This is a genomic window from Oscillibacter acetigenes (assembly GCF_025567605.1).
Taxonomy (GTDB): domain Bacteria; phylum Bacillota; class Clostridia; order Oscillospirales; family Oscillospiraceae; genus Oscillibacter; species Oscillibacter welbionis.
Window position 1 is genome coordinate 184,152 of record NZ_JAOQKG010000005.1, and the last position, 24,857, is coordinate 209,008.

Annotated in this window: 17 protein-coding genes; 6 read left to right on the forward strand and 11 right to left on the reverse strand. The window is 62.9% G+C overall.

Annotation, left to right across the window (positions count from 1 at the left end; genetic code table 11):
* Positions 1-21: 21 nt before the first annotated feature.
* The 6 genes from OCV80_RS11770 to OCV80_RS11795 all read right to left on the reverse strand — a co-directional run bounded on the left by OCV80_RS11770 (position 22) and on the right by OCV80_RS11795 (position 9,409).
* Positions 22-1,278, reverse strand: a complete 1,257-nt coding sequence (locus tag OCV80_RS11770) for an acetyl-CoA C-acetyltransferase (protein ID WP_021751364.1) — start codon at positions 1,276-1,278, stop codon at positions 22-24.
* Between the two features lie 292 nt (positions 1,279-1,570).
* Positions 1,571-2,650 carry a peptidylprolyl isomerase gene (locus tag OCV80_RS11775; RefSeq protein ID WP_119310449.1) on the reverse strand — a complete coding sequence of 360 codons (1,080 nt, stop codon included), beginning with the start codon at positions 2,648-2,650 and terminating at the stop codon, positions 1,571-1,573.
* Positions 2,651-2,765: 115 nt separating this feature from the next.
* On the reverse strand, positions 2,766-6,290 hold the full coding sequence (gene mfd, locus OCV80_RS11780; protein ID WP_267288418.1) for a transcription-repair coupling factor: 3,525 nt from the start codon (positions 6,288-6,290) through the stop codon (positions 2,766-2,768).
* Positions 6,291-6,558: 268 nt separating this feature from the next.
* Positions 6,559-7,146: an aminoacyl-tRNA hydrolase gene (gene pth / locus OCV80_RS11785; RefSeq protein WP_136891393.1), complete on the reverse strand. Its 588-nt coding sequence runs from the start codon at positions 7,144-7,146 to the stop codon at positions 6,559-6,561.
* Positions 7,147-7,248: 102 nt separating this feature from the next.
* The gene (locus tag OCV80_RS11790) at positions 7,249-8,208 is read right to left on the reverse strand and encodes a ribose-phosphate pyrophosphokinase (protein WP_021748686.1); all 960 of its coding nucleotides are present in this window, start codon (positions 8,206-8,208) and stop codon (positions 7,249-7,251) included.
* A gap of 73 nt (positions 8,209-8,281) precedes the next feature.
* The gene (locus OCV80_RS11795) at positions 8,282-9,409 is read right to left on the reverse strand and encodes a glucosamine-1-phosphate N-acetyltransferase (protein ID WP_267288419.1); all 1,128 of its coding nucleotides are present in this window, start codon (positions 9,407-9,409) and stop codon (positions 8,282-8,284) included.
* Positions 9,410-9,723: 314 nt separating this feature from the next.
* Here OCV80_RS11795 and OCV80_RS11800 point away from each other — a divergent pair, with 314 nt between their 5' ends.
* From OCV80_RS11800 to OCV80_RS11820, 5 genes are all read left to right on the forward strand, one after another.
* A complete protein-coding gene (locus OCV80_RS11800) occupies positions 9,724-10,215 on the forward strand; it encodes a tRNA (cytidine(34)-2'-O)-methyltransferase (RefSeq protein WP_119310447.1) in 492 nt (163 codons plus the stop codon).
* 227 nt (positions 10,216-10,442) lie between these two features.
* Positions 10,443-11,636, forward strand: coding sequence for a phosphoglycerate kinase (locus OCV80_RS11805; RefSeq protein ID WP_119310446.1), 1,194 nt, complete (start codon positions 10,443-10,445; stop codon positions 11,634-11,636).
* Positions 11,637-12,082: 446 nt separating this feature from the next.
* Entirely contained in the window at positions 12,083-12,856 is a 774-nt protein-coding gene (gene tpiA / locus OCV80_RS11810; protein WP_021748680.1) for a triose-phosphate isomerase, read from the forward strand.
* Between the two features lie 47 nt (positions 12,857-12,903).
* A complete protein-coding gene (gene gpmI, locus OCV80_RS11815; protein ID WP_021748679.1) occupies positions 12,904-14,421 on the forward strand; it encodes a 2,3-bisphosphoglycerate-independent phosphoglycerate mutase in 1,518 nt (505 codons plus the stop codon).
* A gap of 108 nt (positions 14,422-14,529) precedes the next feature.
* Entirely contained in the window at positions 14,530-15,231 is a 702-nt protein-coding gene (locus tag OCV80_RS11820; protein ID WP_119310445.1) for a M23 family metallopeptidase, read from the forward strand.
* Positions 15,232-15,283: 52 nt separating this feature from the next.
* Here OCV80_RS11820 and OCV80_RS11825 read toward each other — a convergent pair whose 3' ends face one another.
* Together OCV80_RS11825 and prfB are read right to left on the reverse strand one after the other, a co-directional pair.
* Positions 15,284-16,675 carry an MATE family efflux transporter gene (locus OCV80_RS11825; RefSeq protein ID WP_036631364.1) on the reverse strand — a complete coding sequence of 464 codons (1,392 nt, stop codon included), beginning with the start codon at positions 16,673-16,675 and terminating at the stop codon, positions 15,284-15,286.
* A 132-nt stretch (positions 16,676-16,807) separates the two neighbouring features.
* Positions 16,808-17,932, reverse strand: coding sequence for a peptide chain release factor 2 (gene prfB / locus OCV80_RS11830; protein ID WP_021751408.1), 1,125 nt, complete (start codon positions 17,930-17,932; stop codon positions 16,808-16,810).
* Between the two features lie 282 nt (positions 17,933-18,214).
* On the opposite strand from prfB, the gene OCV80_RS11835 reads away from it, so the two are divergent.
* The gene (locus tag OCV80_RS11835; protein ID WP_136891392.1) at positions 18,215-21,169 is read left to right on the forward strand and encodes an S-layer homology domain-containing protein; all 2,955 of its coding nucleotides are present in this window, start codon (positions 18,215-18,217) and stop codon (positions 21,167-21,169) included.
* A gap of 191 nt (positions 21,170-21,360) precedes the next feature.
* Here the strand turns inward: OCV80_RS11835 and OCV80_RS11840 are convergent, their stop codons facing one another.
* From OCV80_RS11840 to OCV80_RS11850, 3 genes are all read right to left on the reverse strand, one after another.
* On the reverse strand, positions 21,361-22,203 hold the full coding sequence (locus tag OCV80_RS11840; protein WP_147629943.1) for an RsiV family protein: 843 nt from the start codon (positions 22,201-22,203) through the stop codon (positions 21,361-21,363).
* 10 nt (positions 22,204-22,213) lie between these two features.
* The gene (locus OCV80_RS11845) at positions 22,214-22,702 is read right to left on the reverse strand and encodes an RNA polymerase sigma factor (protein WP_021751404.1); all 489 of its coding nucleotides are present in this window, start codon (positions 22,700-22,702) and stop codon (positions 22,214-22,216) included.
* A 132-nt stretch (positions 22,703-22,834) separates the two neighbouring features.
* A complete protein-coding gene (locus tag OCV80_RS11850) occupies positions 22,835-24,415 on the reverse strand; it encodes a peptide chain release factor 3 (protein ID WP_021751403.1) in 1,581 nt (526 codons plus the stop codon).
* Positions 24,416-24,857: the final 442 nt, after the last annotated feature.

Consider the following 24,857-nt stretch of genomic DNA (forward strand, 5'->3'; position numbering starts at 1 on the left):
GTGCTCTGCCGGAAGATCAATTCAGCACTTCTCGAACACGGTGGCAACGCCCATGCCGCCGCCGATGCACAGAGTAGCCAGGCCCTTCTTGGCCTCGGGCCGCTTCTGCATCTCGTGCAGCAGGGTCACGATGATCCGGGCACCGGACGCGCCGACGGGGTGGCCCAGGGAGATGGCGCCGCCGTTGACGTTGACCTTGCTCATGTCAAAGCCCAGCTCACGGGCCACGGCGATGGACTGGGCGGCGAACGCCTCGTTGGCCTCCACCAGGTCGATATCGTCGATGGTCACGCCGGCCTTGGTCATGGCCTGACGGGAGGCGGGCACGGGGCCGACGCCCATGATCTTGGGATCCACGCCGCCCTGGCCCCAGCCGATCAGCTTGGCCATGGGCTTCAGGCCGTACTTCTCCACAGCCTCACCGGAGGCCAGCACCAGTGCGGCGGCGCCGTCGTTGATGCCGGAGGCGTTGGCGGCAGTCACGCGCTGCTGACCCTTGTCGTCGGTCTCCTGGATGCCGGTGGGCTCAAAGGTGTGGACCACCTGGGGATTGGGGGACTCGGGGCCCACGGGGAAGGCGCCCTTCAGCTTGGAGATGCCCTCGGCGGTCACGCCGGCACGGGGGAACTCGTCCACCTTGAACTCCACGATGTCCTTCTTGACCTTCACGGGCACGGGGACGATCTCAGCCTCGAACTTGCCAGCCTTCTGGGCGGCCTCGGTCTTCTGCTGGGAGGAGGCGGCGAACTCGTCCATCTCCTTGCGGGTGATGCCCCAGATGTCCGCGATGTTCTCAGCGGTGGTGCCCATGTGATAGTTGTTGTAGGCGTCCCACAGGCCGTCCTTGATCATGGTGTCGATCATCTGGGTGTGACCCATCCGGGCGCCGTAGCGGCCGGTGGGAACGGCGTAGGGAGCGGCGCTCATGTTCTCAGTGCCGCCGCAGACAACCACGTCGGCGTCGCCGGCCAGGATGGAGCGGGCGCCCTCGATCATGGACTTCATGCCGGAGCCGCAGACCATGCCCACGGTGTAAGCGGGGACGGAATAGGGGATGCCGGCCTTGATGGAGGCCTGGCGGGCCACGTTCTGGCCCTGGGCGGCGGTCAGGATGCAGCCAAACATGACCTCATCCACCTGCTCGGGCTTCACGCCGGCACGGTTCAGAGCCTCTTTGATGACGATGGCACCCAGATCGACGGCAGGGGTGTTCTTCAGCGCGCCGCCGAAGGAACCAATCGCGGTTCTGCAGCAATTCACAACATAGAGCTCTTTCATGATCTTCCTCCGTTTTTATAAAAATATGGGATTGGCAGCTCCGACGGCTCTTCGTCAGGCGCTGCCGCAGACGCCAATCACAAGTTGAGGGTGGCGGCGAGAGTTTGTCAAAAGAAAAACATGATTGCCAAATTTTTGACAAATGCTCATACACCAACCGCTTGCTGATTTGATTATACTGGGTTTTTCCTGCCCCGTCAATGCAAATTTCTGTGAAATTCGAAAATTTGTTAAAACTTTATCAAAACCTCTGCGAATTTCGTCATTTTGCCAAAATTGGCACAAACACCCATCAGGCAACCTCTCCGCCGGAGGCATCCAGCTCCGCCCGGGCGGCGATGAGCTCGTCGTAAAACCGGCTCACATCCAGGTCCGCATAGGTGCGGGTGGTGGAGATGTCCGCGCTGTCCGCCGCAGCCTGGAGCAGGGCGTCGAAGTAGTCCGGGGCCACGGCCTCCAGGTCCACGTGCTTGCGCAGAATCAGGTAGAAGCCGTCATCCGCCTCCACCACGCCGCTGAACTGGCCCTCCTCCAGGGCCTGGGCCGCCTCCTCGCAGGCGGCGGGCAGCGTGCCGTCCCCCACAGTGAAGGTGTATCCGGACGGATGCTGGTCCCGGTCCGTCTCATCGCTGTAAGTGGCGGCCAGGACAGCAAAGTCATGGGCAGGGTCCGCGCTGCCGTTCAGCTTGGAAAAGGCCTCCTCCGCCCTGGCCCGGCAGGCGGCCACGGCCTCCGCGTCCGCCGGGTCCGCGGCGGCGGTGGAGAGCCAGATGTGGTCCACGGTGAGGTAGCCCTGCTCCTGGGCAAAGGTCTCCAGGTCATGCTCCGCGGGGGCCAGCTCGCTGCCCTCCGTGCAGTAGAGGTCGTACAGGTGCTCGTAGAGATAGTAGTCCCCGGAGATGGCCTCCGCTTCCGCCCGGTCCAGCCCCATGCGGGCCAGCACGGCCAGATAGGCCTCCTCCCCGCCGTACTGGGCCGCCCGGGCCGCCCACTCCCGGTCCATGGCAGTCCGGTCCTCGTCGGTGAGGGTGCAGCCGTAATCCTCCGCCCAGGTCTCCACTGTGGCGTACAGGGCGGCGTTCTGCAGCGCCTGGTCCTTGGCGTAATCCTCCAGGCTCTGGCCGGAGACAGTGTCCCCCCACTGGATCCCCTCCCCGCTGTCGTAGTAGTCGGCAATGTAGTCGCAGGCGTAGGCCAGCCAGTAGAGGTATCGCTGGGCGGACACGTCCCGCCCGTCCACGGACAGCAGCACAGTGTCCGGACGGATGCCGGACGCCTCGCAGAGAAGTCCCCCCTCTGTGTCTCCGCCCCCGCAGGCGGTGAGAGAGATGGCGGCCCCCAGGGCCAGGCAAAAAGCGATGCATCGTTTCATCACGGTTCTCCTTTGTCATTCCTCGCAGATTCCGTGGAAACGCCCCGCACAGGACAGGCGGGGGACGTCCCACCGCCACCATCCTATGCGGGGCATGGCAAAAACATGATGAAACTTACGGGGTCCCGCCCGCGGCCTCCTCCGCGGCCAGCTTCAGGTCCTCCACCAGGTCCCGGGCGGCCTCCAGCACATCCTCCCCGGGCTTGAGCTTCAGGGTGAGGGCAGGGATCTCCCCCGCCGCCAGCGTCAGCCGCTGGCGGTACTTGGCGTGGCCGCACACCGCCACCAGGGCCTGTGGGTGGAACACTCCCAGCTGCAGCCGCAGGAGGCTGCCCTTCTGGGAGATATCGGACACGCCGGCCTTGGCCGCGGCAGAACGCAGCAGGGCCACGTCCAGCAGGGCCAGAACGGACTTGGGCGCCTCGCCGTAGCGGTCCAGCATCTCGTCCAGCAGATCCGAGGCGTCCTCGTCCGTGCGGATGGCGGCGATGCGGCGGTACAGGTCCATCCGCTGTTCCGCCGAGGGGACGTACCGGTCCGGGATATGGGCGTTCACCGTCAGGTCGGCGGCACACTCCGTCTCGATCCGCTTCTCCTCGCCACGCTCCTCCAGGACGGCCTCCTCCAGCAGCTTCAGGTACAGGTCGTAGCCTACGCTCATGAGATACCCAGACTGCTCCGGCCCCAGCAGGTTCCCCGCGCCCCGGATCTCCAGGTCCCGCATGGCGATCTTGAAGCCAGAGCCGAACTCCACATACTCCCGGATGGCCGCCAACCGCTTGGCGGCGGTCTCCTGCAGCACCTTGCCCCGGCGGTAGGTGAGATAGGCGTAGGCCCGCCGGGCGCTGCGGCCGATGCGGCCCCGGATCTGGTGGAGCTGGGCCAGCCCCATCTTGTCCGCGTCCTCGATGATGAGCGTGTTCACGTTGGGGATGTCGATGCCGGTCTCGATGATGGTGGTGCAGACCAGGATGTCCGCCTCCCCGTCCACCATGGCCTGCATGACGGAGGACAGCTCCTGCTCCGTCATCTTCCCGTGGCCGGTGACGATACGGACCTCCGGCCCCAGCATCTTCTGGAGCCGGGCGGCGGTGGCGTCGATGCTCTCCACCCGGTTGTGGAGGTAGTATACCTGGCCGCCCCGGCCCAGCTCCCGGCGGACGGCATCCTCAATGATGGCCCAGTCGTGCTCCAGCACATAGGTCTGCACCGGCTGGCGGTCTGACGGAGGCTCTTCCAGGGTGGACATATCCCGCAGGCCCGAGAGAGCCATGTTCAGTGTCCGGGGGATCGGAGTGGCGGAGAGGGTCAGCACGTCCACCTGGCGGCTCATCTCCTTCAGCCGCTCCTTGTGGGTGACGCCGAACCGCTGTTCCTCGTCGATCACCAGCAGGCCCAGGTCTTTGAACGCCATGTTTTTCTGAAGCAGCTTGTGCGTGCCGATCAGCAGGTCCACGCCGCCGTTTTTGGCGGCCTCCAGGATCCGCTTCTGCTCCCTGGCGGGGGTGAAGCGGGACAGCACCTCGATCTTCACCGGAAAGTCCCGGAACCGGCTGACAGCGGTGGCGTAATGCTGCTGGGCCAGGACGGTGGTAGGCACCAGGATGGCGGCCTGCTTCCCGTCCAGGATGCACTTCATCACGGCCCGGAGTGCCACCTCCGTCTTGCCGTAGCCCACGTCGCCGCATAGCAGCCGGTCCATAGGCCGTGGCTTCTCCATGTCCGCCTTGATCTCCGCGATGCACCGCAGCTGGTCGTCGGTTTCGGTGTAGTCAAAGGACTCCTCAAATTCCCGCTGCCAGGGGGAGTCCGGGGAGAAGGCGAAGCCCGGCCGCTTCTGCCGCTCGGCATACAGCGCGATGAGGCCCCTGGCCAGATCCTTGGCGGCCTTCTTGGCCTTGGTTTTCTGCCGGGTCCACTCGGCGCCCCCTAGCTTATTGAGCTTGGTGCGCTCGGTGTCCTCGCCTCCGCCGATGTACTTGCTCACCAGATCCAGCTGGGTCACGGGGACGTACAGGCAGTCCCCGCCGGCGTAGTCGATCTTGATGTAGTCCTTCTCCACGCCGTCCACCGGCATCCGCTGGATGCCCACGAACCGGCCCACGCCGTGGTGCTCATGGACCACCAGGTCTCCGGGGGACAGGTCGGTGTAGGACTGGAGCTTCTGCCGGTTGGAGTCCTTCTTCACCCGCTGGCGCTTGCGCATGGCCGGGGCCGTCAGCTGGCCCTCTGTCAGCACCGCCAGCTTCAGCGCCGGCCACTCGCTGCCGGCGGACAGGGCCCCCAGGGAGAGGCGCACCTCCCCCGCCGCAGGCATGGCGGCGCCGCTTAGATCCAGGGTGGCCGGGATGCCCTTCTCCTCCAGCAGCCGGTGGAGATTCTTCGCCCGGGTCTCCCCACCGCAGAGCACCAGCACCGCGCTGCCGGAGGAGCGGTAGTGCTCCAGATCCGTGACGGCGGTCTCCAGGCTGCCGCCGTAGGAGCTGAGCTGCTTTGCATTCATGGTCAGGAGGCCCCGGGGCCGCAGGGGGTGCCGGGAGGTGGGCAGAGAGTCCTCCAGGATCACGGGGAAGTCCTCCAGCGCGGCGTACAGTTCCTCGGCGGTGAGGGTCAGATGGGCGTACTCCCCCGCCAGCACCCCGGCGGACAGCAGCGCCTCCACGTCCTGCTTCTGCTGGAGGACCGTGTTCTTCACCCGCTCGTCCACCCGGCCGCTCTCACTGAGGAACACCACCGCGTCCGGAGGCAGGTAGTGGACCCCGGCGGTGACAGTCGGATAGATGGCTGCCAGATACCGGTCCGCCGCCCCCGGGGCCGCGCCGCTGCGCAGCCGCTCCGCGTCCTCCCGCAACGTCTGGACGATGGCCTCCGTCTTCTGCTTTTTCGCCAGCTTCTCCGCCAGGGCGGTCAGCTGGTCCGCAAGACCGGGCAGGCCTCCGGGGGCGCAGTGGGGCAGCACCTCCGCCGCCGGCAGGATCCGGGCGGAGGACACGTTCCGGGTCCGCCGCTGGGTGCCGGGGTCGAAGGCGCCCATGGAGTCGATCTCATCGTCAAAAAACTCGCACCGCACCGGCTGGTCCATCAGGGGAGAGAACACGTCCAGAATGCCGCCCCGCAGGGCGAACTGGCCCACGCCCTCCACCTGCTCGCACCGGGTATACCCGGCGGAGAGCAGTTGCTCCGCCAGCGCGCCCAGCTCTGCCTGCCCCCCCACCTCCAGGGTGATGGCCAGGGACCGCAGGGTCTCCGGCGGCAGGGTCCGGGCCATGAGGCCGTCCGCGGTGGCCACCACCACCGGCGCGTCCCCCTGGGCCAGGGCGTACAGCGCCGCCAGACGGCTCCGCTCCCAGTCCCGAGAACCCACGGCCCCGGGGCGGAACTGCCACTCCCGGCCAAGCAGGGTCACGGGGCGGCGGCCCGTCAGGGTCTCCAGATCAGCGGAGAGGACCTGGACCTCCCGCTCGTCCCCGCAGAGGAACACCGCCGGACGGCCGCAGGCTGCCGCCACCGCCGCGCCCACGCAGGCCCGCTGCACCGGCTGGAGGCCGCTGACCGCCGCGGGACAGCCGCCCTCCTCCACCCGGCGGATCAGCTCCGCCGCCTCGGGGATAGTCTGCAATTGTCTCAGAAACTGTTCCATAGGATGTGGTCCTTGTCAACATGAAAAATTGGGAAGACTCTCTGGGCGCCGGGCCGCTTCCGGGCGCATGGCCCGGTGGGCGTTCTCCGCCCGGCGCCTGTTTGGAGGCAGGGGCTGTAAAGCGGATGGACATGATTCTCCCACCCAGGTCATATCCACCGGCACGATCCGGGAAAATGGATCCGTCCTTAGTGTATTCCCCTTTACCGGGCGCCATGCCCGGCGGCAAAAAGAGGCGCGGCGAGCCGCCCTATTGGACGGCCCTCATTCAATTGAAGTCATTCATGGCCTTCTGACAGCCATGTTCAATGATACATTCCGCCGCGTCGATGGCCCGGCGGAAGCTCTCCACCAACACCTTCCGCTCCGCCTGGGAGGGCACGCCGATGACCCAGTCGATCATGTCGCCCCCTTCGCCCGGCGCGCCGGTGCCGATCTTGATCCGGGGGAAGTCCTGGGTCCCCAGGTGGGCAATGATGTTCTTGATGCCGTTGTGCCCCCCAGCGGAGCCGGTGGGCCGCACCCGCAGCTTCCCCACCGGCAATGACACATCGTCATAGATCACCAGCACGTGGTCGGCAGGGATCTTGTAGAACTGCACTGCCTCCCGCACCGCCTCGCCGGAGAGGTTCATATACGTCTGGGGCTTCATCACCAGGCACTTGGACCCGGCGAAGGGGATGATGTTATAGGCGGATTTGAACTTGACCTTGTTCAGCTTCACCCCCGCCTGCTCCGCCAGCAGGTCCACGGTGAGAAAGCCCATGTTGTGGCGGGTGTGCTCATACTTGGCCCCGGGATTTCCCAGGCCCACCACCAGCCAGTCCACGGCGGCGGATTTGGCGCCTAACAGCATGAAAAAAACTCCTTTGCAACGTCAGCCAAGGCGGGAAAGTTCCCTTCCCCGCCTTGACCAGTCCATTATTGATACGCAGAAATGCCGGAGCTCCGCCGCTTCTCAGCGGAACAGCTTGGAGATGGAGATCTCCTGGTAGATACGCTCGATGGCCTCTGCAAACATGGGGGCCACCTGCAGGTATTTGATCTTGCTGCTCTTTTTGGGATCAATGGCGGGGATGGTGTCCAGCAGGGCCAGCTCGGTGATGACGCTGTCGTTGATCCGGTCAATGGCCGGGCCGGAGAGCACGCCGTGGGAGGCGCAGGCCTGGACGCTCTTGGCGCCGCCCACCTCGATCAGGGCCTTGGCGGCGTTGCACAGGCTGCCGCCGGTGTCCACCATGTCGTCGAAGAGGATGCAGTCCTTGTCCCGCACGTCGCCGATGACGTTCATGACCTCGCAGCTGTTGGCCTTCTGCCGGCGCTTGTCCACGATGGCCAGATTCATGTGCAGCTTCTGGGCAAAGGCCCGGGCCCGGGACACAGAGCCCACGTCGGGAGAGACCACCATCATGTTCTCGCACTCGGAGCCGTACTTCTTGGCGTAGTAGTCCACAAAGATGGGGTTGCCCGCCAGATTGTCCACAGGAATGTCGAAGAAGCCCTGGATCTGGGAGGCGTGCAGGTCCATGGTCAGCACCCGGTCCGCGCCCGCGGCGGTGAGCATGTTGGCCACCAGCTTGGCGGTGATGGGGTCACGGGCCTTGGCCTTGCGGTCCTGCCGGGCATAGCCGTAGTAGGGGATGACCGCGGTGATGCGGCCGGCGGAGGCGCGCTTCAGCGCGTCGATCATGATGAGCAGCTCCATGAGATTGTTGTTCACCGGGGTGCAGGTGGACTGGACCACGAACACGTCGCTGCCGCGGACCGTCTCGTACAGGGAGACGAAGATCTCCCCGTCGGAGAAGGTACCGACCTCCGCCTCGCCCAGTTTGGTTCCCATCAACTTGCAGATCTCCTCCGCCAGCTTCGGATTCGCGTTGCCGGAAAACACCTTGATGTCCTTGCCGTGAGAAATCATTGTTTGAACGCCCTCTTTCTATGTTCTGAATGTTCTTGGTTTCTGTCAGTAGGATCGATCAGCCGAAGGAGCATCAGTGCTCCTGCCCGTACAGCTTCCGCCGCCGTTTGGCCCACCCCTCCTTGTTCTCCTGCTTGGCCCTGGCCACGGCCAGCGCGTCCGCGGGCACATCCTTGGTGATGGTGGCACCCGCCGCGATATAGGAACCCGCGCCCACAGTCACCGGCGCCACCAGATTGGTGTTGCAGCCGATGAAGGCGCCGTCCTCAATGGTGCAGCGGTACTTCTTCACGCCGTCATAGTTGGTGGTGACGGTGCCGCAGCCGAAGTTGACCTTGCGGCCCACGTCGCTGTCCCCCACATAGGTCAGGTGGGAGATTTTGGTGCCGTCACCGATGGCGGAGTTCTTCACCTCCACAAAGTCGCCCACCTTGATGTCGTCCCCGATGGCGCAGCCGGGGCGCACGTAGGCAAAGGGCCCCACGTAGGTGCGGCTGCCGATGGTGCTCTCGTTCACCTGGGAGGCATTGATCTCTGTCTCATCGCCGATGACGCAATCCCGCACCACGGCATTGGGACCGATGGTGCAGCCGCAGCCGACGGCGGTCTCCCCCCGCAGGATGGTGCCTGGCAGGAGCATGGTCCCTCGGCCGATGGTGACCCGGGGGTCGATATACACCGCGTTCGGGTCCAGCACCCGGACGCCGGCGCGGATGTGCCGCCGGACGATCCGCTCCCGGAGCAGGGGCTCCAGCTCGGCCACGGTCTCCAGACTGAAAACCGGCACCCAGCCGGGGATCAGCTCCGCCGCGGAGACGGCATTGGTCATCTTCTCCTGCCAGACCGCCTGGAGCTCGTAGCCGGCGGCGCCGTAGACAAAGCCGGGGCCCGCCTCCTCCATGGGAAGGGCGGCCCGGACAAACACGGCCACCGGGTCCGGCGTGTTCAAAAAGTCCAGCAGCTCGCTGTGCTGCTCAGAGATGGTCACGTCTGCGTCCTCCGGGAAGCAGGCGCGGACCTCCTGGGCAAAGCGGGGGCTGGAGACAGCAAAAAACCGCTGCACGCCGTCGGCCAACAGCTTGTCACTCATCCATTTTAGGATCGGGCAAAATAACACGGCTTCCAGCATCAGCGGTTTGGAGTGCGCCGGGAGGGAGGAGTCCTCTTCCAGAAAAAACACGGCGCGCTGCGGAAAATCCATGGGTTTTCTCCTCCTTGTTCGTTCGTATTTTTTATTATAACAAATATCTTGGGAAAATCCAGTATTTCCGGCGAATTTATAAAAGAAATTTCCTCCAGATTTTTCTTGTACAGGGACGTTTTTTTGTGGGAGACAACAGATCCGCTCCTGCGGCGCCCCCTCCTTCTGTCATTTCCGGCATTTTGCAGAAATCCAGCTGGATTTGTCGTGATTTTTTCTAAAAATCCGGTTTTCTTCACACATTACAGTTGAATTTGCCGGGGCGACGCGGTACAATGTGTTTTGACTGCATGAAAAGAGGGGGACAGCTGTCTATGCTTCATATCGTACTGGTGGAGCCGGAGATCCCACAGAACTGCGGCAATGTCGCCCGCACCTGCGCCGCCACCGGCAGCCAGCTGCACCTGATCCGCCCCCTGGGCTTCGACATCTCGGAGAAGGCCGTCCGCCGCGCTGGCCTGGACTACTGGAACCTGGTGGAGGTTTTTGATTACGAGAATCTGGAGGACTTTTTCCGCCGCCGCCCCGAGGCGGAGCGGGACCTGTGGCTCACCACCACCAAGGCGCCCCGGTCCTATCAGGAGGCCCGGTTCACCGCCGACAGCTGGCTGTTCTTCGGCAAGGAGACCGCCGGACTGCCTCTGGCTCTCCGGGAGCGGTACCGGGACCGCTGCGTCCGCCTGCCCATGGTCAGCGAGGCCCGCAGCCTGAACCTGAGCAACACCGTGGCCGTCTGCGTCTACGAGGCGCTGCGGCAGAACGGGTTTCCGGGCCTGCTGGGAACCGGCGAGATGGCCTGGGGCTGAGCCCCGCCGGGCGGCGCCGATTCCGCTGGGGAGGCCCGGCTGCTTTTGCAGGGCGCGGAGCGGCCTTGCATTGCAGGGGGGGCGGCCGGGGGTGAATTTCCATCCTTCGGTCCATACTAGTCCCTGAACGCGCTGACACCGCCGCCGAACGCCTCTGCGGCTTCGGCTGCGTTGGAATGAATCATGAGGAATCCAATGGAACGAGATCAGATAGGAGGACATCTCAGATGAATACCCATAAAAAGACGGTCCGGGATGTGGAGGTACGGGGCAAAAAGGTCCTGCTCCGCTGCGACTTCAACGTCCCCCAGGACAAAGAGACCGGCGCCATCACCAGCGACAAGCGCATCGTGGCGGCGCTGCCCACCATCCAGTATCTGCTGGAGAATGGGGCGGCGGTCATCGCCTGCTCCCACCTGGGCAAGCCCAAGAACGGCCCCGACCCCAAGCTGAGCCTAGCCCCGGTGGCGAAGCGCCTCAGCGAGCTGCTGGGCCGGGAAGTGATCTTCGCCCATGACGTAGTGGGCCCCGACGCCCAAACCAAGGCGGCCGCCCTGCAGCCGGGACAGATCCTGCTGCTGGAGAACACCCGCTTCGAGCCCGGCGAGACCAAGAACGACCCGGAGTTGGCCAGGAAGCTGGCCGACATGGCGGATCTGTATGTGTCCGACGCCTTCGGTGCCGTGCACCGGGCCCACGCCTCCACCGCCGGCGTGGCGGCGTACCTGCCCGCCGTCTCCGGCTTCCTGATCCAGAAGGAGCTGGAGTTCCTGGGCGGTGCCATCGCCGATCCCAAGCGGCCCCTGGTGGCCATCTTAGGCGGCAGCAAGGTCTCCTCCAAGATCGGCGTCATCAACAACCTGCTGAACATCGCCGATACCATCATCATCGGCGGCGGCATGGCCTATACGTTCTCCGCCGCCCAGGGCGGCAAGGTGGGCGACAGCCTGCTGGAGGCCGACTGGGAGAGCTACGCCAATGAGATGGTGGAGAAGGCAAAGGAGAAGGGCGTAAAGCTGCTACTGCCGGTGGACACCGTCTGCGCGGACGCCTTCGCCCCCGACGCCAAGAGTCAGGTGGTGAAGGCCGGGGAGATCCCCGACGGCTGGCAGGGCCTGGATATCGGTCCGGAGACGGTGAAGCTGTACTGCGGCGCCGTGGCGGACGCGGGCACCGTCATCTGGAACGGCCCCATGGGCGTCTTTGAGTTCCCGGCCTTCGCCAAGGGCACTGAGGCTGTGGCCGAGGCCCTGAGCCGTACGGACGCCATCACCATCATCGGCGGCGGCGACAGCGCGGCGGCTGTGGAGCAGCTGGGCTACGCCGACAAGATGACCCACATCTCCACCGGCGGCGGGGCCTCCCTGGAATTCCTGGAGGGTAAGGAACTGCCCGGCGTGGCCTGCCTCCTTGATCAGTAAGCTGCTGTGCCGCCGATCCACCGTTGCGGCATTGCGTTTCCCGGTTCCTCCCGGAGCCGTCAATCGCGCCGCTGGAATTTTTGGAGGGCAAAGAGCTGCCCCGCGTGGCCTGCCTCCCGGATGCTTAAAGAGGGGGACTGTGTCCCCCCTTTACATTCCTCCTCACCAATCTGCGGACTGGTGACACCGCCCAGGGCGGCTGAGGCAAAGTATTTTCGCCACGCACGCCCTGAGGCGAAAATGAATTTGAATGTTGCGGCCGCTTGCGGCGGCCGCGCCGAATCCGTCCCCAAACGCGCTTCATTTGACTTGACAAACGGGCTGGAATTCTGTATAAAAAAAAGGGCCTTTCGGGGAAAATGCCCTGGAAACGGCCAAAACCTGCGCATCAGATCGCGGAGAACGCGATTGCGGATAGATGAAGACATAAAGGAGAAGAGATCACCATGAATCGCAGATATCGCAAAACGGTTATCGCCGGAAACTGGAAAATGAACATGACCGCCACTGAGACGAAGAAATTCGCCGAGGAACTGAAGAAGATCATGCCCCGGGCCAAGTGGTGCGACACCCTGATCTGTGTCCCTGCCTGCAACATTCAGACCGCCGCCAAGGCGTTCAAGGACCTGCGGATCTCCGTGGGCGCCGAGAACGTGTACTTTGAGGAGAAGGGCGCTTACACCGGCGAGATCTCCGCCGACATGCTGAAGGATCTGGGCGTGAAGTACGTCATCGTGGGCCACAGCGAGCGGCGGCAGTATTTCTGCGAGACCGATACCACCGTCAACAAGAAGGTCCACGCCGTGCTGAACGCCGGCATGAACCCCATCATCTGCGTGGGCGAGAGCCTGGAGCAGCGGGAGACCGGCATCACCGACGAGTGGATTGCCCTTCAGGTGAAGAGCGCCCTGTACGGCGTGCCCGCCGACAAGCTGCGCCGCTGCATCATCGCCTATGAGCCCATCTGGGCCATCGGTACCGGCAAGACCGCAACTGCCGAGCAGGCCGGCGAGGTCTGCACCAACATCCGTGCCACCATCCGCAGCCTGTACGGCGCCCGGGTGGCCCGCAGCGTCACCATCCAGTACGGCGGCTCCATGAACCCCAAGAACGCGGCGGAGCTGCTGGCCCAGCCGGACATCGACGGCGGCCTGATCGGCGGTGCCGCCCTGAAGCCCGACCAGTTCGTGGACATCATCAACGCAGCCAACCAGGAGTGAGCTCCGGCAGAGCGGTTTTGTGAGAAAGCGAGCGAGACGAGATTTCAATGAACAAAACACCAACAACCCTCATCATCATGGACGGCTTCGGCCTGCGGCAGGAGACGGAGGGCAACGCCATCCGCGCCGCCGCCACGCCCCGGCTGGACCAGTTTTTCCGGGAGTATGCCCACACCACGCTCCGGGCCTCCGGCCTGGACGTGGGCCTGCCGGACGGGCAGATGGGCAACAGCGAGGTGGGCCACACCAACATCGGCGCCGGCCGGGTGGTGTTCCAGGACCTGCCCCGGATCACCAAAGCCATTGCCGACGGGAGCTTTGATGAAAATCCCGCCTACCGGCACGCCATGGACGCCTGCCTGGAGAAGGGCACGTCCCTGCACCTGATGGGCCTGCTGTCCGACGGCGGCGTCCACTCCCACCTGGAGCACCTGTTCGCCCTGCTGCGGCTGGCGAAGCGAAGGGGCCTGGAGCATGTGTATCTCCACGCCTTTCTGGATGGGCGGGACGTATCCCCCACCTCCGGCGCAGACTTTGTGGCGCAGACCGTGGCACAGTGCCGGGAGATCGGCGTGGGCAAGATCGCCACGGTCATGGGCCGGTACTATGCCATGGACCGGGACAAGCGCTGGGACCGGGTGGAGGCGGCTTACGACGCCATGGTGTACGGCGAGGGCGCCGTGCAGAATCCAGACCCGGTGGCCGCGGTACGGGAGTCCTATGACCGGGGCGTCACCGACGAATTCGTGGAACCCGTGGTCTGTGATGCCGAGGGCACCATCTCCGACAATGACAGCGTGATCTTCTTCAACTTCCGGCCCGACCGGGCCCGGGAGATCACCCGGACCCTGGTGGACCCGGAGTTCGACGGCTTCACCCGCCAGTTTTTCCCCGTGACCTTCGTGTGCAACACAGAGTACGACGCCTCCATGCCCAATGTGGAGGTGGCCTTCCCCCGGGTGACGGTGCGCAATGGCCTGGGGGAGTATCTCAGCCAGATGGGCATGACCCAGCTGCGGATCGCGGAGACGGAGAAGTACGCCCATGTGACCTTCTTCTTCAACGGCGGGTCCGAGACTGTCTTTCCCGGTGAGGACCGGGTACTGGTGCCCTCCCCCAAGGTGGCCACCTACGACAAGCAGCCGGAGATGAGCGCGGCGGAGGTGACGGACAAGTGCGTGGAGCGCATTGAGTCCGGCGCCTATGACGTGATCATTCTGAACTTTGCCAACTGCGACATGGTGGGCCACACCGGCGTCTATGACGCGGCGGTGAAGGCCGTGGAGACCGTAGACAGCTGCGTGGGCCGGGTGGTGGACGCCACACTGAAGATGGGCGGCATCGCCATGATCACCGCCGACCACGGCAACGCCGAGCAGATGGCGGAGCCGGATGGCAGCCCTATGACCGCCCATACCACCAATCCCGTACCTTTCATTCTCTGCGGCGCGGGGACCGAGCTGCGCCCCAACGGCCGCTTGGCGGACATTGCCCCCACCATGCTGGACGTGATGGGCCTGGCCTGTCCAGAGGAGATGGACGGCAAGACGCTGATCGTGAAGTGACCAATTTCTGAGAGAAAAGAGACCGCTTTCCAGCGGTCTCTTTTTGTATAATTCCTGGAAATCCTGCCCATACTTCCCTCAGACCCAAGATCGAGGGAGGTATGATACATGGCAAATAAAGTCAAATCCCTGCTGGGCGGGCCAGGCTTTTACGCGGTCCTGGCCCTGTGCGTCCTGGCGGTGGGCGTGGGCGGCTACTTTCTGCTGTTTGGGGAACCGGCCCAGACGGAAGCGCCCACCGGCCCGGACACGGCAGCCTCCGCACCGGTGGAGGACCTGCCGGAGCACGAACCGGTGGTGGAGACCGTGCCTCCGGAGGAACCGGAGGAGGAGACGGAGCCCGTCGTCATGCCGGAGGTGACCATCCCGGTGGATGACACGCCCGTGGTGGCAGAGGAGCCCCATGTGGTGGTCCTGCCCATCCAGGGAGAGGTGCTGACGGCATTCTCCGTGGACCAGCTGCTGTACAATGAGACGCTGGACGACTGGCGGACCCACGACGGGGTGGATATCGCCGCGGCGGAAGGCGATGCCGTCCTGGCCGCCTGCGCCGGGACGGTCTCCTCCATCACCGACGATCCCCTGATGGGCACCACCGTGGTGATCCAGCACAGCGGCGGCTATGAGACCACCTATGCCAATCTCCAGGCGGAGCCCGCCGTGGAGACGGGCGACACGGTGTCCGCCGGGCAGACCATCGGCGCAGTGGGAACCACCGCCGCGGCGGAGGCCGCCCAGGGCGCCCACCTGCACTTCTCCGTTGCAAAGGATGGGGAAGCTGTGGACCCGGACGCATTTCTCAACAGCTGACGCAGCAGCGGCGGAACGGCAAAGGCCGTTCCGCCGCTGCTTTTCTCTGGAGTCAGGCCGCCCGGCTGCCGATCCGCTCGGCAACGGCCCGCATGGTCCGGCGCAGGAAGATAGCGCTCAGTACCAGGGACACCAGTTCGGAGATGGGGAAGGCCAGCCACACCAGCGTCAGGACGCCGGTGTGGGACAACAGCCATGCCACCGGCAGCAGCACCACCAGCTGGCGGCACACAGAGGTAATCAGACTGTACAGCGGGTTGCCGATAGCCTGACACACGGAACCGGCAATGATGTCGAAGCCCGCCAGCACGAAGGACACGGAGATGATCCGCAGAGCCACGGAGCCGATGGAGAGCATCTCCTCCGAGGCGTTGAAGAACATCAGCAGCTGCTGGGGGAAGAGCTGGAAAATCAGGCATCCCACAGCCATGATGGCCATGGCGGTGCAGATGGTCAGCTTGATGGTCCGCTTCACCCGGGGCAGGCTGGCGGCGCCGTAGTTATAGCTGACGATGGGCACCATGCCGTTGTTCAGGCCGAACACCGGCATGAAGACGAAGCTCTGAAGCTTGAAGTATGCGCCGAACACGGCGGTGGCCGTCTTGGTGAAGGAGAAGAGGATCTTGTTCATGCCGAACACCATGGCGGAGCCGATGGACTGCATGACGATGGAGGGGAAGCCCACCCGGTAGATCTCCGCCGCCACCTTGCCGTGCCAGCGGATCTCCCGGGGCAGGATGTGGATGTCCGGATTGCATTTGAGGTTCAGCACCAGGGCAGCGGCGGCAGCCACAATCTGCCCTGCCACCGTGGCAATGGCGGCGCCGGCCACCTCCATCCGGGGCAGGCCGAACCAGCCGAAGATCAGGATGGGGTCCAGCACGATGTTGATGAGGGCGCCGGTAAGCTGGGTGCACATGGCCAGGAACGTGCGGCCGGTGGACTGCAGCAACCGCTCAAAGCAGAACTGGCTGAAAATACCGATGGAGCAGCCCAGGCAGATGGAGGCGTAATCCACGCCGTAGTCGATAATCACCTGTTCTCCCCCGGCCTGCAGCTCAAAGAAGGTCCGGGAGAAGAAGATGCCGATCAGGGCGAATAGCGCGAAATTGCACAGGGCCAGAAAGATGCCCGTGTTGGCAGCCCGGTCCGCCATGGCCTGATTCTTCTCTCCCAGGGACCGGGAGAGGAGCGCGTTGATGCCCACAGCGGTGCCTGCGCCGAAGGCGATCATCAGGTTCTGCAGGGGGAAGGCCAGGGACACGGCATTCAGGGCATCCTCGCTGATCTGTGCCACGAACACGCTGTCCACCACATTGTAGCAGGCCTGGACCAGCATGGAGATCATCATGGGGACCGCCATGTTGGTCAGCAGCCGTCCGATGGGCAGCACGCCCATCTTGTTCTCCTGGGGCGCCGCGCCCTGGGGGAATTTTTCTGCCATGGAAATTCCAACATCCTTTCTCATTCAGAGAGACGTGACACGGAGACCACCCCGCGCCACGTCTCATATTTTGATTTCTCTATTAGGTTGCGGCTCCGGAAAGCCGGGCATCCGGAAGGATGCGTGGACGATTTATTTTTTCAGCTCACCGGTGGCCAGCTGAGTGAGATACGCGTTGATGAAGCCGTCCAGATCGCCGTCCATGACGTTGTCGATGTTGCCGGTCTCATAGCCGGTGCGGGTGTCCTTCACCATCTGGTAGGGCATGAACACGTAGGAGCGGATCTGGCTGCCCCACTCGATCTTCATCTGCACGCCCTTGATATCGGAGATCTTCTCCGCGTGCTGCTGCTGCTTCAGCTCCACCAGCTTGGCCCGCAGCATCTTCATGCAGTTGTCCTTGTTCTGAAACTGGCTGCGCTCCTGCTGGCTGGCCACCACGATGCCCGTGGGCTTGTGAATGAGGCGCACGGCGGATGAGGTCTTGTTCACGTGCTGGCCGCCGGCGCCGCTGGCCCGGTAGACCTGCATCTCAATGTCCTCCTCCCGGATCTCCACCTCGTCGTCATCCTCGATCTCGGGCATGACCTCCACCGCGGCAAAGCTGGTCTGCCGGCGGGCGTTGGCATCAAAGGGAGACACCCGGACCAGCCGGTGGACGCCGTTCTCACTCTTCAAAAGGCCGTAGGCGTTGTCCCCCTGGATGGCGATGGACGCGGATTTGATGCCCGCCTCGTCGCCGTCCTCATAGTCCAGGATCTGATAGGTGAAGTCGTGGCGCTCCGTCCAGCGGGTGTACATCCGATAGAGCATCTGGGCCCAGTCCTGGGCCTCGGTGCCGCCGGCGCCGGCATGGAAGGTCAGGATGGCGCTGTGGCCGTCGTACTCCCCAGAGAGGAGCGTGGCCATCCGGGACTCCTCGATCTTCTCCTCCAGGGTCTGGAAACCGGACTTCAGCTCTTCCAGCAGCTCCTCATCCTCCGCCTCCTGGCCCATCTCGCACAGGGCCGTCAGATCCTGCCACTCGGTCACCAGCTTGTCCTGGCGGGCGATCTTGTTCTGCAGCTGCTTGAGGCGCTGCTGCACCTTCTGGGATCGCTCCAGGTCGTTCCAGAAGCCGTCCTGGGCAGTCTCGTCCTCCAGCTTTCGGGCCTCCGCGCGGGCGCTGTCCATGTCCAGCGCGGCGGAGAGCTTCTCCAGCTCGGGCCCCAGGTCCCGGAGCCTCTGCTTATATTCGTCGTATTCGATCAAAGCCATGTGCTCTCTCCACTTCCTCAAATTTCATTAGCCATAGTATTATATCGGAGGAACGTTTGTTTGTAAAGAAAAACCCGTAAAAAAACGGAAAATCCCGGGCCGTCTGTGTATTTCAGGGGACAATTTCGTTTTCCAGGATGCGGCCGGACCGGAATCTTTTTTCCCGAATGGCGAAAAGTTCATAATTTGTTCATGATTGCCGGGCACTTTCCCGGTATGTTACATGTAGAGAGATAGAAGCTGGAAGCAAGCCTTTTGGAATATGATGGAGGAAAGAGGACTATGAAAACATTTTGGAAGAAAAAGCTCCCGGCGTGTCTGCTGGCGCTGGCGCTGCTGGCCGGAACCGTTCCCATGGCGTCTGCGGCCTCGGCGGATCTGACGTACGATGTGGACGAGGACAGCGGCGTCTGGCTGGATGCGGATGACTTTCAGGAAATCTATGAGGACGACAACGGCGGATACCTTGAATACGTGGAATTCACCGATTATGATGACTTTGACGATTACGGCTATTTCACCTTCGAGGACTTTGACCGTTACGGGTTCGACGACGTGGATTCCAAGGCGCTGGAGAACTACGAATTCTACTATGACCGTGCTGATGCGGACGATTACGACATCGACCTGGACACGCTGCGGTTTGAGACCTATGACAACATCGACAGCGACACACTGGATTTTGATGTCAGGCTGTACGGCGACGAAGGGTCATTCTATGCAACGGTCCGCATTGATGTGGAGGGTGGCTCCCGCTCCGGCTCCGGCGACGTGGAGCTGACCTACAAGGTGGACCCCGGCGACGATGTGACGGTGGACGCCGAGGACTTCTGGGATCTCTTTGACGAGGAAGACGGCCGCTATGACGAGCTGGAGTATGTGGAGTTCACCAGCTACGATGATTTCGATGACTTCGGATATTTCGGCGCAGACGGATACGACAGCGATGACTATATCCTGGACTATGAGCTCAATGACAGCGATCTGGACGATGCCATGTTCTATTACGACGAGAACGACGTCTGGTACGACTATGACTTTGAACTGGACACGCTGACGTTCTACGCCGACCGGAACGCCGACGCGGACACCCTGGCCTTTGACTTCACCATGCACGGCGTGGACGGTGACAAGGTATATGGCACTCTGTACATCGAGGTCGGCAAGGGCAGCGGCACCAGCAGCAAGGGCGACCTGACCTATCAGGTGGACCCGGACGACGATGTGACGCTGGACGCGGAGGATTTCTACGATTTCTTCTACGACGAGTCGGATTACGACGAACTGGAATACGTGGAGTTCACCGACTATGACGACTTTGACGATTACGGCTGTTTCTACGCCGACGGATACGATTCCGACGACTACACCCGGGATTACGAGCTGAACGACAGTGACCTGGACGACGCCGTGTTTTACTATGATGAGGACGATATCTGGGACGACTATGACTTCGAGCTGGACACGCTGACCTTTGCGGCGGACCGGAATGCCGATGAAGACACCCTGACCTTTGACGTCACCATGCGCGGCGTGAAAGGCGACAAGATCTCCGCTACCCTCACCATTGAGATCGGCAAGGGCAGCAGCACCGGCACCAAGGTGAAGGGCGACATCATTTACGAGGTGGATCCCGACGACAGCGTGACCTTTGACCGGGACGACTTCTGGGATTTCCTGGATGACGAGACCGGGGACGATCTGGAGTATGTACGGTTCACCGACGCCGACGGACTGGACGACTGGGGCGAGCTGTACAGCTACGACTACGATGATGACCGGACGTACTTTGACGAGAGCGACCTGGACGACGGTTATTTCTACTATGACAGCAAGGACCTGTTCTACGACGAGGACTTCACCCTGGATGACCTGACCTTTGTGGCGGACAGGGACGCCGACGGCAAGGTGGTGGAGCTGGACTTCACTGCCTACGGTGAGGACGGCGACAAGGCCTACGGCACCGTGGCCATCGCCATCGGCGATGTGGGGGGAACCGGCGTGGCCGCAGAGGGCGGCGATATCCGCTATTATACGGATTACAGCGGCCGAGTGCAGATCAACGCCAACGACATCGCCCGGTTCTTTGAGGAGAGCTACCCCGGCTATACCCTGCAGTATGTCACCTTTAAAGATGCGCCCACTTACGGCAGCCTGTACTACAACTACTACGGTACCAGCAGCTACGGCAGCTCCAGCAGCCTGCGCATCACCGACGACAACTGCGACGACATAGATTTCTACTTCAGTCCCTCCAGCAGCCAGCACGCCCTCAGCGAGCTGACATACATACCCAGCGGCGTCAACTACTGCGCCCAGATCCCCTTCACCGCTTACGGCTCCGGCAGCCGTTCTGTGTCCGGCACCATCCTCATCAGCGTGAACCTCAGCGAGGTGCCCGACGTTTACGGCCCCACGCCCAGAAACACGGCCGTCACCTTCCCCGCCGCCTCCATCTACACGGCGGTGGCCCAGTCCAGCGGCCTGGGTCTGGCCAGCATCCAGCTGCTGGAACTGCCCGCCACCAACGAGGGTGTCATCTACGTGGGCAGCGGCACCTCCAAGCGGGCGGACACCGAGACCCTGTACGGCTACTCCAGCGGCAGCGAGCGGATCAGCCAGCTACGGTTCGTGCCGGCCAGCGGCTTCACCGGATCTGTGGAAATCCCCTATGTGGCCTGCAACAGCAGCGGCGATCCCATTGCCAGCGGCAAGCTTTGCCTGGGCATTGTCAGCGCTATGGAGGACTTCTCTGATATCACCTCCTCCACCTGGTGCTATAAATATGTACTGGAGCTCAGCGACGCCGACGTGATCGACGGATACAGCGACGGCACCTTCAAGCCCGACAACCAGGTGACCTACGGCGCGGCGCTGAAGCTCATCATGCTGGCCGCTGGCTATGACGAGCAGAAGCCGGTGAACTCCAACGTGTTCAGCGGCTATCTGGCCCGGGCGCAGGCGGACGGGCTGGTGTCCGGCAGCGTGAACCTGAACGCCCCCATCACCCGGCTGGCGGTCAGCCAGATCGCGGCCAAGGCCATGGGCCTCAGCATCAGCAACCTGTCCAGCGTCCGTCCCTTCACCGACACCACGGACCCCTATGTCCAGGCGCTGAATGCCGCAGGCATCGTGGAGGGCTACTTCAGCAACGGCACCAGCACCTTCAAGCCCTACAACACTCTGACCCGGGGCCAGATCTCCGCCATCGTCTGGCGGATGGAGCAAGCCCAGTAAACCGGGAAAACAACAGCGGACCGCTGAAGCGGTCCGCTGTTCTCTGTTATATAAAAGCACCGCAGAAAACTGAATGCATCTTTCCCCGCTCCTTTGGGGCAACTGGAAACGATGCGCCAAACCTTTCACCACAGCATTTGCCCTTATCTACGATGCGCCCAATGCGTATAAAGGTTTATGGGGGAGCGCGGTCACTTCAGCAGGGCGCTGTACACATCCTGAGGGATGGTGAACTCCACCATGCCCATGTAGCCTGCAGCCACCGCGTACTCGTCGAACACCAGAACCAGATCGCCGTCGGCGTTCCAGTAAAAGCTCTGCTCCGGGTCAATAGCGGTGAATTCGTCCGTCAGATAGCTCAGGGATGCGTCCGCGGCCATCTGCTCCTCCATCTGCCGCAGGACTTCCGCGGACAGGACAGAGACGTAGTCCGCATCAGGCCGGAACAGATCGCTGAGGGTGACGGCTTCACCCGTAGCTTTGTTGATGTGGTAGAATCGGGTGAAATTGTAGCCGCTGGCCTCGGTCCTCGTGGCATCGATCCGCAGAGTGAACCAAGTATCGCTGTCCGTCACCACAGAGGAGGTCACATCCAGGCCCTGGTAGCTCTCGCCCGCAGCCTCGCAGTCCGTCTGGAACTGGGCGATCAGCTGATCGGTATAGGCCTGCACCTGGTCGTTGATCTCGTCTGCAGCGCCGCTGCCGCCCAGCTCCGGGACGTGGACGTCGGCAGTGCTGTGACCATCGTCATACTGGTAATCCCGGAAGGTGATGACCCGCACCACGGCGCCCAGCACCGGGATTTCTTCCATGGCGGCAGCCGCCGCGGGAGATACATTGGGAATGGCCACGAATACGGCCAGGGCCGCGGCTACGCCGACCAGCCAGCGATAGGAACGTTTTTGCTTGTTTTCTTTCATGTTCGTCTCCTTTAAAGCGGCGCAGGTGTCCCGCACCTTTCCGGCATACGTCTCCGGCAGGGGGAAGGGTTCCTGCTTCGCCCGCTCTTTCAGTCGCTTGTCGAATGGCTCCACCTTGCGCACCTCATTCCTCGTGTAATAGTTGTTTTAGCCGGGACCGCCCTCGGGAGAGACGGGTCTTCACCGCCGCCTCGCTGATGCCCAGAACGGCGCTGATCTCCCGGATGGAGAGGTCCTCATAATAAAACAGGGTCACGACCGCCCGCAGGTCGCTGTTCAGCGCCATGACCGCCTGCCATAGAGACAGGCGCTCCGCCTGGTCTGCCGCCGGAGCCGGCAGGAAGTCCTGGATATCCGCCAGGTCCACCGTGGTCCTCCGCTTCCGGCAGAACTCATAGCACTTGTTGACCAGAATTTTCAGGATCCAGGGTCGGAACCGCGCCGGGTCCCGCAGGCTGCCGCGGCCGGCATAGGCGGCGCAGATGGCCTCTTGCACGGCGTCCTCCGCATCTTCGTCCTGGTGAAGGATAGCCTTGGCAGTGCGGAACATGGTCTCCTGGTTTCGGATTACCTGGTCGCAGAATATTTCTTTGTCCAACAAAAAATTTGTCATGGCGGGACTGAGCGCTCCTTTGGGTTCGTTTGACCGGTCACTTATTAGGATGCGGTTTCCGCCGAAAAGGTGACAGCCGGAAGAAAGAAAAACAAAAAACCGTCCGCCTCTTTCCGGCGGACGGTTTCAGGCTCAGACAGACAGGGACTCGGCCAGCTCCAGGCCGGGGTTGTGCTTGGTGAGAAAGCCCACGGACCACTCCCCGCCGAATGCCACCAGCAGGCGGCCCTTGAAGTCCTCCAGCAGGGCGGCGCCGGTGCACAGCACCAGATCCTCCGGCTTGCAGGGGCAGGCGGTGATGACCCGCAGGTGCTCGTAGGGCAGTCCCTCCATGTAGAGCTCTACGCCGTACTCGCTCCTCATCCGGTACTGGAACACGTCGAACTGCAGGGTGCCCACGACGCCCACGATGACCTCCTCCAGGCCGGCGCCGGGCAGCTTGAAAATCTGGATGGCGCCCTCCTGGGCGATCTGCTCCGTGCCCTTGATGAACTGCTTGCGCTTCATGGTGTCCTTGGGAGACACCCGCATGAAGTGCTCCGGCTCGAAGGTGGGAATGCCGGAGAACTTGAATTTCTTTCCAGGCACCGTCACCGTGTCGCCGATGGAGAAGATGCCGGGGTCAAACACGCCGATGATGTCCCCGGCGTAGGCCTCGTCGATGATCTCCCGCTCCGCGGCCATCATCTGCTGGGGCTGTGAGAGGCGCAGCTTTTTGTTGCCCTGGACATGAAAATACTCCGTGTCCCGCTCAAACTTGCCGGAGCAGATGCGCATGAAGGCCAGCCGGTCCCGGTGGGCCTTGTTCATATTGGCCTGGATCTTGAACACGAAGGCGGAGAAGTCCTCGCTGAACACATCCACCTCCCCCTGGTCGCTGACACGGGGCAGGGGCGGCGTGGTCATGCGGAGGAACTCCTCCAGGAACGGCTCCACGCCGAAGGTGGTGAGGGCGGAGCCGAAGAACACGGGGGACAGGGTGCCGTTCCGCACAGCCTCCATGTCAAACTCCCGTCCGGCCCCCAGCAGCTCCACCTCCTCCCGGAGGGCGGCGGCCTTTTGTGCGCCGATCATGTCCTCCAGCGCCGGGTCGTCCAGGGCCACCTCGGCGGAGCCGACCTTCTTGCCCCGCTCCTCCGCCTGGAAGAACAGGATGCGCTGCTTCTCCCGGTCGTAGACGCCCTGGAACTCCTTGCCGGAGCCGATGGGCCAGTTGACGGCATAGGTGTCGATGCCCAGCTCCCGCTCCACCTCCTCGCACAGTTCCAGGGGGTCTTTGGTCTCCCGGTCCATCTTGTTGATGAAGGTGAAGATGGGGATGTGGCGGATGGCGCAGACCCTAAACAGCTTCCGGGTCTGGGGCTCCACACCCTTGGCGCCGTCAATGACCATGACGGCGGAGTCCGCGGCCATCAGGGTCCGGTAGGTGTCCTCGGAGAAATCCTGGTGGCCAGGGGTGTCCAGGATGTTGATGCAGAAGCCGCTGTGCTGGAACTGCAGCACGGAGGACGTGACGGAGATGCCCCGCTGCTTCTCGATCTCCATCCAGTCAGAGGTGGCGGCGCGGGCCCGCTTTCCCTTGACCTCGCCCGCCTGGGCGATGGCCCCGCCGTACAGCAGGAACTTCTCTGTCAGCGTGGTCTTGCCGGCGTCCGGATGGGAGATGATGGCGAAGGTCCTCCGCCGGGAAATTTCAGTGCGTAGTTCAGACATGGAATATCCTCCAGAAAAATATCAGAGTATGGGCCATCTTCGACCCACGGCGCTTTTGCGCCGCCCAAGCGTTTTGCCAAGGCAAAACCTTGGCGAAGGGCGGATTCACTCCGCCCGGAGCAAACGCAAATCAGGGCTCCCGCAAAAGCGCCAGCTTTTGTGGGACGATGATGGCGAGGGTCCTCCGCCGGGAAATTTCAGTGCGTAGTTCAGACATGGAATATCCTCCAGAAAAATATCAGAGTATGGGCCATCTTCGACCCACGGCGCACAGCTACATGCGGAATCCGGGGCGGTCAGACCGCGAAAAACGGACGGGAGGAGTCTCCCGCCGTGTGTATTCCCGAACAATGTACCATATTTTGTGCCGCTTTGCAAGATTTCCCGCAGCTATCCCGCAAAAAATCCGATGATTCTGTACCGCAGGGAAAAACCAGCGGGG

What these genes read in the sequence shown, in the direction of transcription:
- OCV80_RS11770 (WP_021751364.1), bottom strand. Translation starts at nt 1,278, where the DNA reads ATGAAAGAGCTCTATGTTGTGAATTGCTGCAGAACCGCGATTGGTTCC.
- OCV80_RS11775 (WP_119310449.1), bottom strand. Translation starts at nt 2,650, where the DNA reads ATGAAACGATGCATCGCTTTTTGCCTGGCCCTGGGGGCCGCCATCTCT.
- mfd (WP_267288418.1), bottom strand. Translation starts at nt 6,290, where the DNA reads ATGGAACAGTTTCTGAGACAATTGCAGACTATCCCCGAGGCGGCGGAG.
- pth (WP_136891393.1), bottom strand. Translation starts at nt 7,146, where the DNA reads ATGCTGTTAGGCGCCAAATCCGCCGCCGTGGACTGGCTGGTGGTGGGC.
- OCV80_RS11790 (WP_021748686.1), bottom strand. Translation starts at nt 8,208, where the DNA reads ATGATTTCTCACGGCAAGGACATCAAGGTGTTTTCCGGCAACGCGAAT.
- OCV80_RS11795 (WP_267288419.1), bottom strand. Translation starts at nt 9,409, where the DNA reads ATGGATTTTCCGCAGCGCGCCGTGTTTTTTCTGGAAGAGGACTCCTCC.
- OCV80_RS11800 (WP_119310447.1), top strand. Translation starts at nt 9,724, where the DNA reads ATGCTTCATATCGTACTGGTGGAGCCGGAGATCCCACAGAACTGCGGC.
- OCV80_RS11805 (WP_119310446.1), top strand. Translation starts at nt 10,443, where the DNA reads ATGAATACCCATAAAAAGACGGTCCGGGATGTGGAGGTACGGGGCAAA.
- tpiA (WP_021748680.1), top strand. Translation starts at nt 12,083, where the DNA reads ATGAATCGCAGATATCGCAAAACGGTTATCGCCGGAAACTGGAAAATG.
- gpmI (WP_021748679.1), top strand. Translation starts at nt 12,904, where the DNA reads ATGAACAAAACACCAACAACCCTCATCATCATGGACGGCTTCGGCCTG.
- OCV80_RS11820 (WP_119310445.1), top strand. Translation starts at nt 14,530, where the DNA reads ATGGCAAATAAAGTCAAATCCCTGCTGGGCGGGCCAGGCTTTTACGCG.
- OCV80_RS11825 (WP_036631364.1), bottom strand. Translation starts at nt 16,675, where the DNA reads ATGGCAGAAAAATTCCCCCAGGGCGCGGCGCCCCAGGAGAACAAGATG.
- prfB (WP_021751408.1), bottom strand. Translation starts at nt 17,932, where the DNA reads ATGGCTTTGATCGAATACGACGAATATAAGCAGAGGCTCCGGGACCTG.
- OCV80_RS11835 (WP_136891392.1), top strand. Translation starts at nt 18,215, where the DNA reads ATGAAAACATTTTGGAAGAAAAAGCTCCCGGCGTGTCTGCTGGCGCTG.
- OCV80_RS11845 (WP_021751404.1), bottom strand. Translation starts at nt 22,702, where the DNA reads ATGACAAATTTTTTGTTGGACAAAGAAATATTCTGCGACCAGGTAATC.
- OCV80_RS11850 (WP_021751403.1), bottom strand. Translation starts at nt 24,415, where the DNA reads ATGTCTGAACTACGCACTGAAATTTCCCGGCGGAGGACCTTCGCCATC.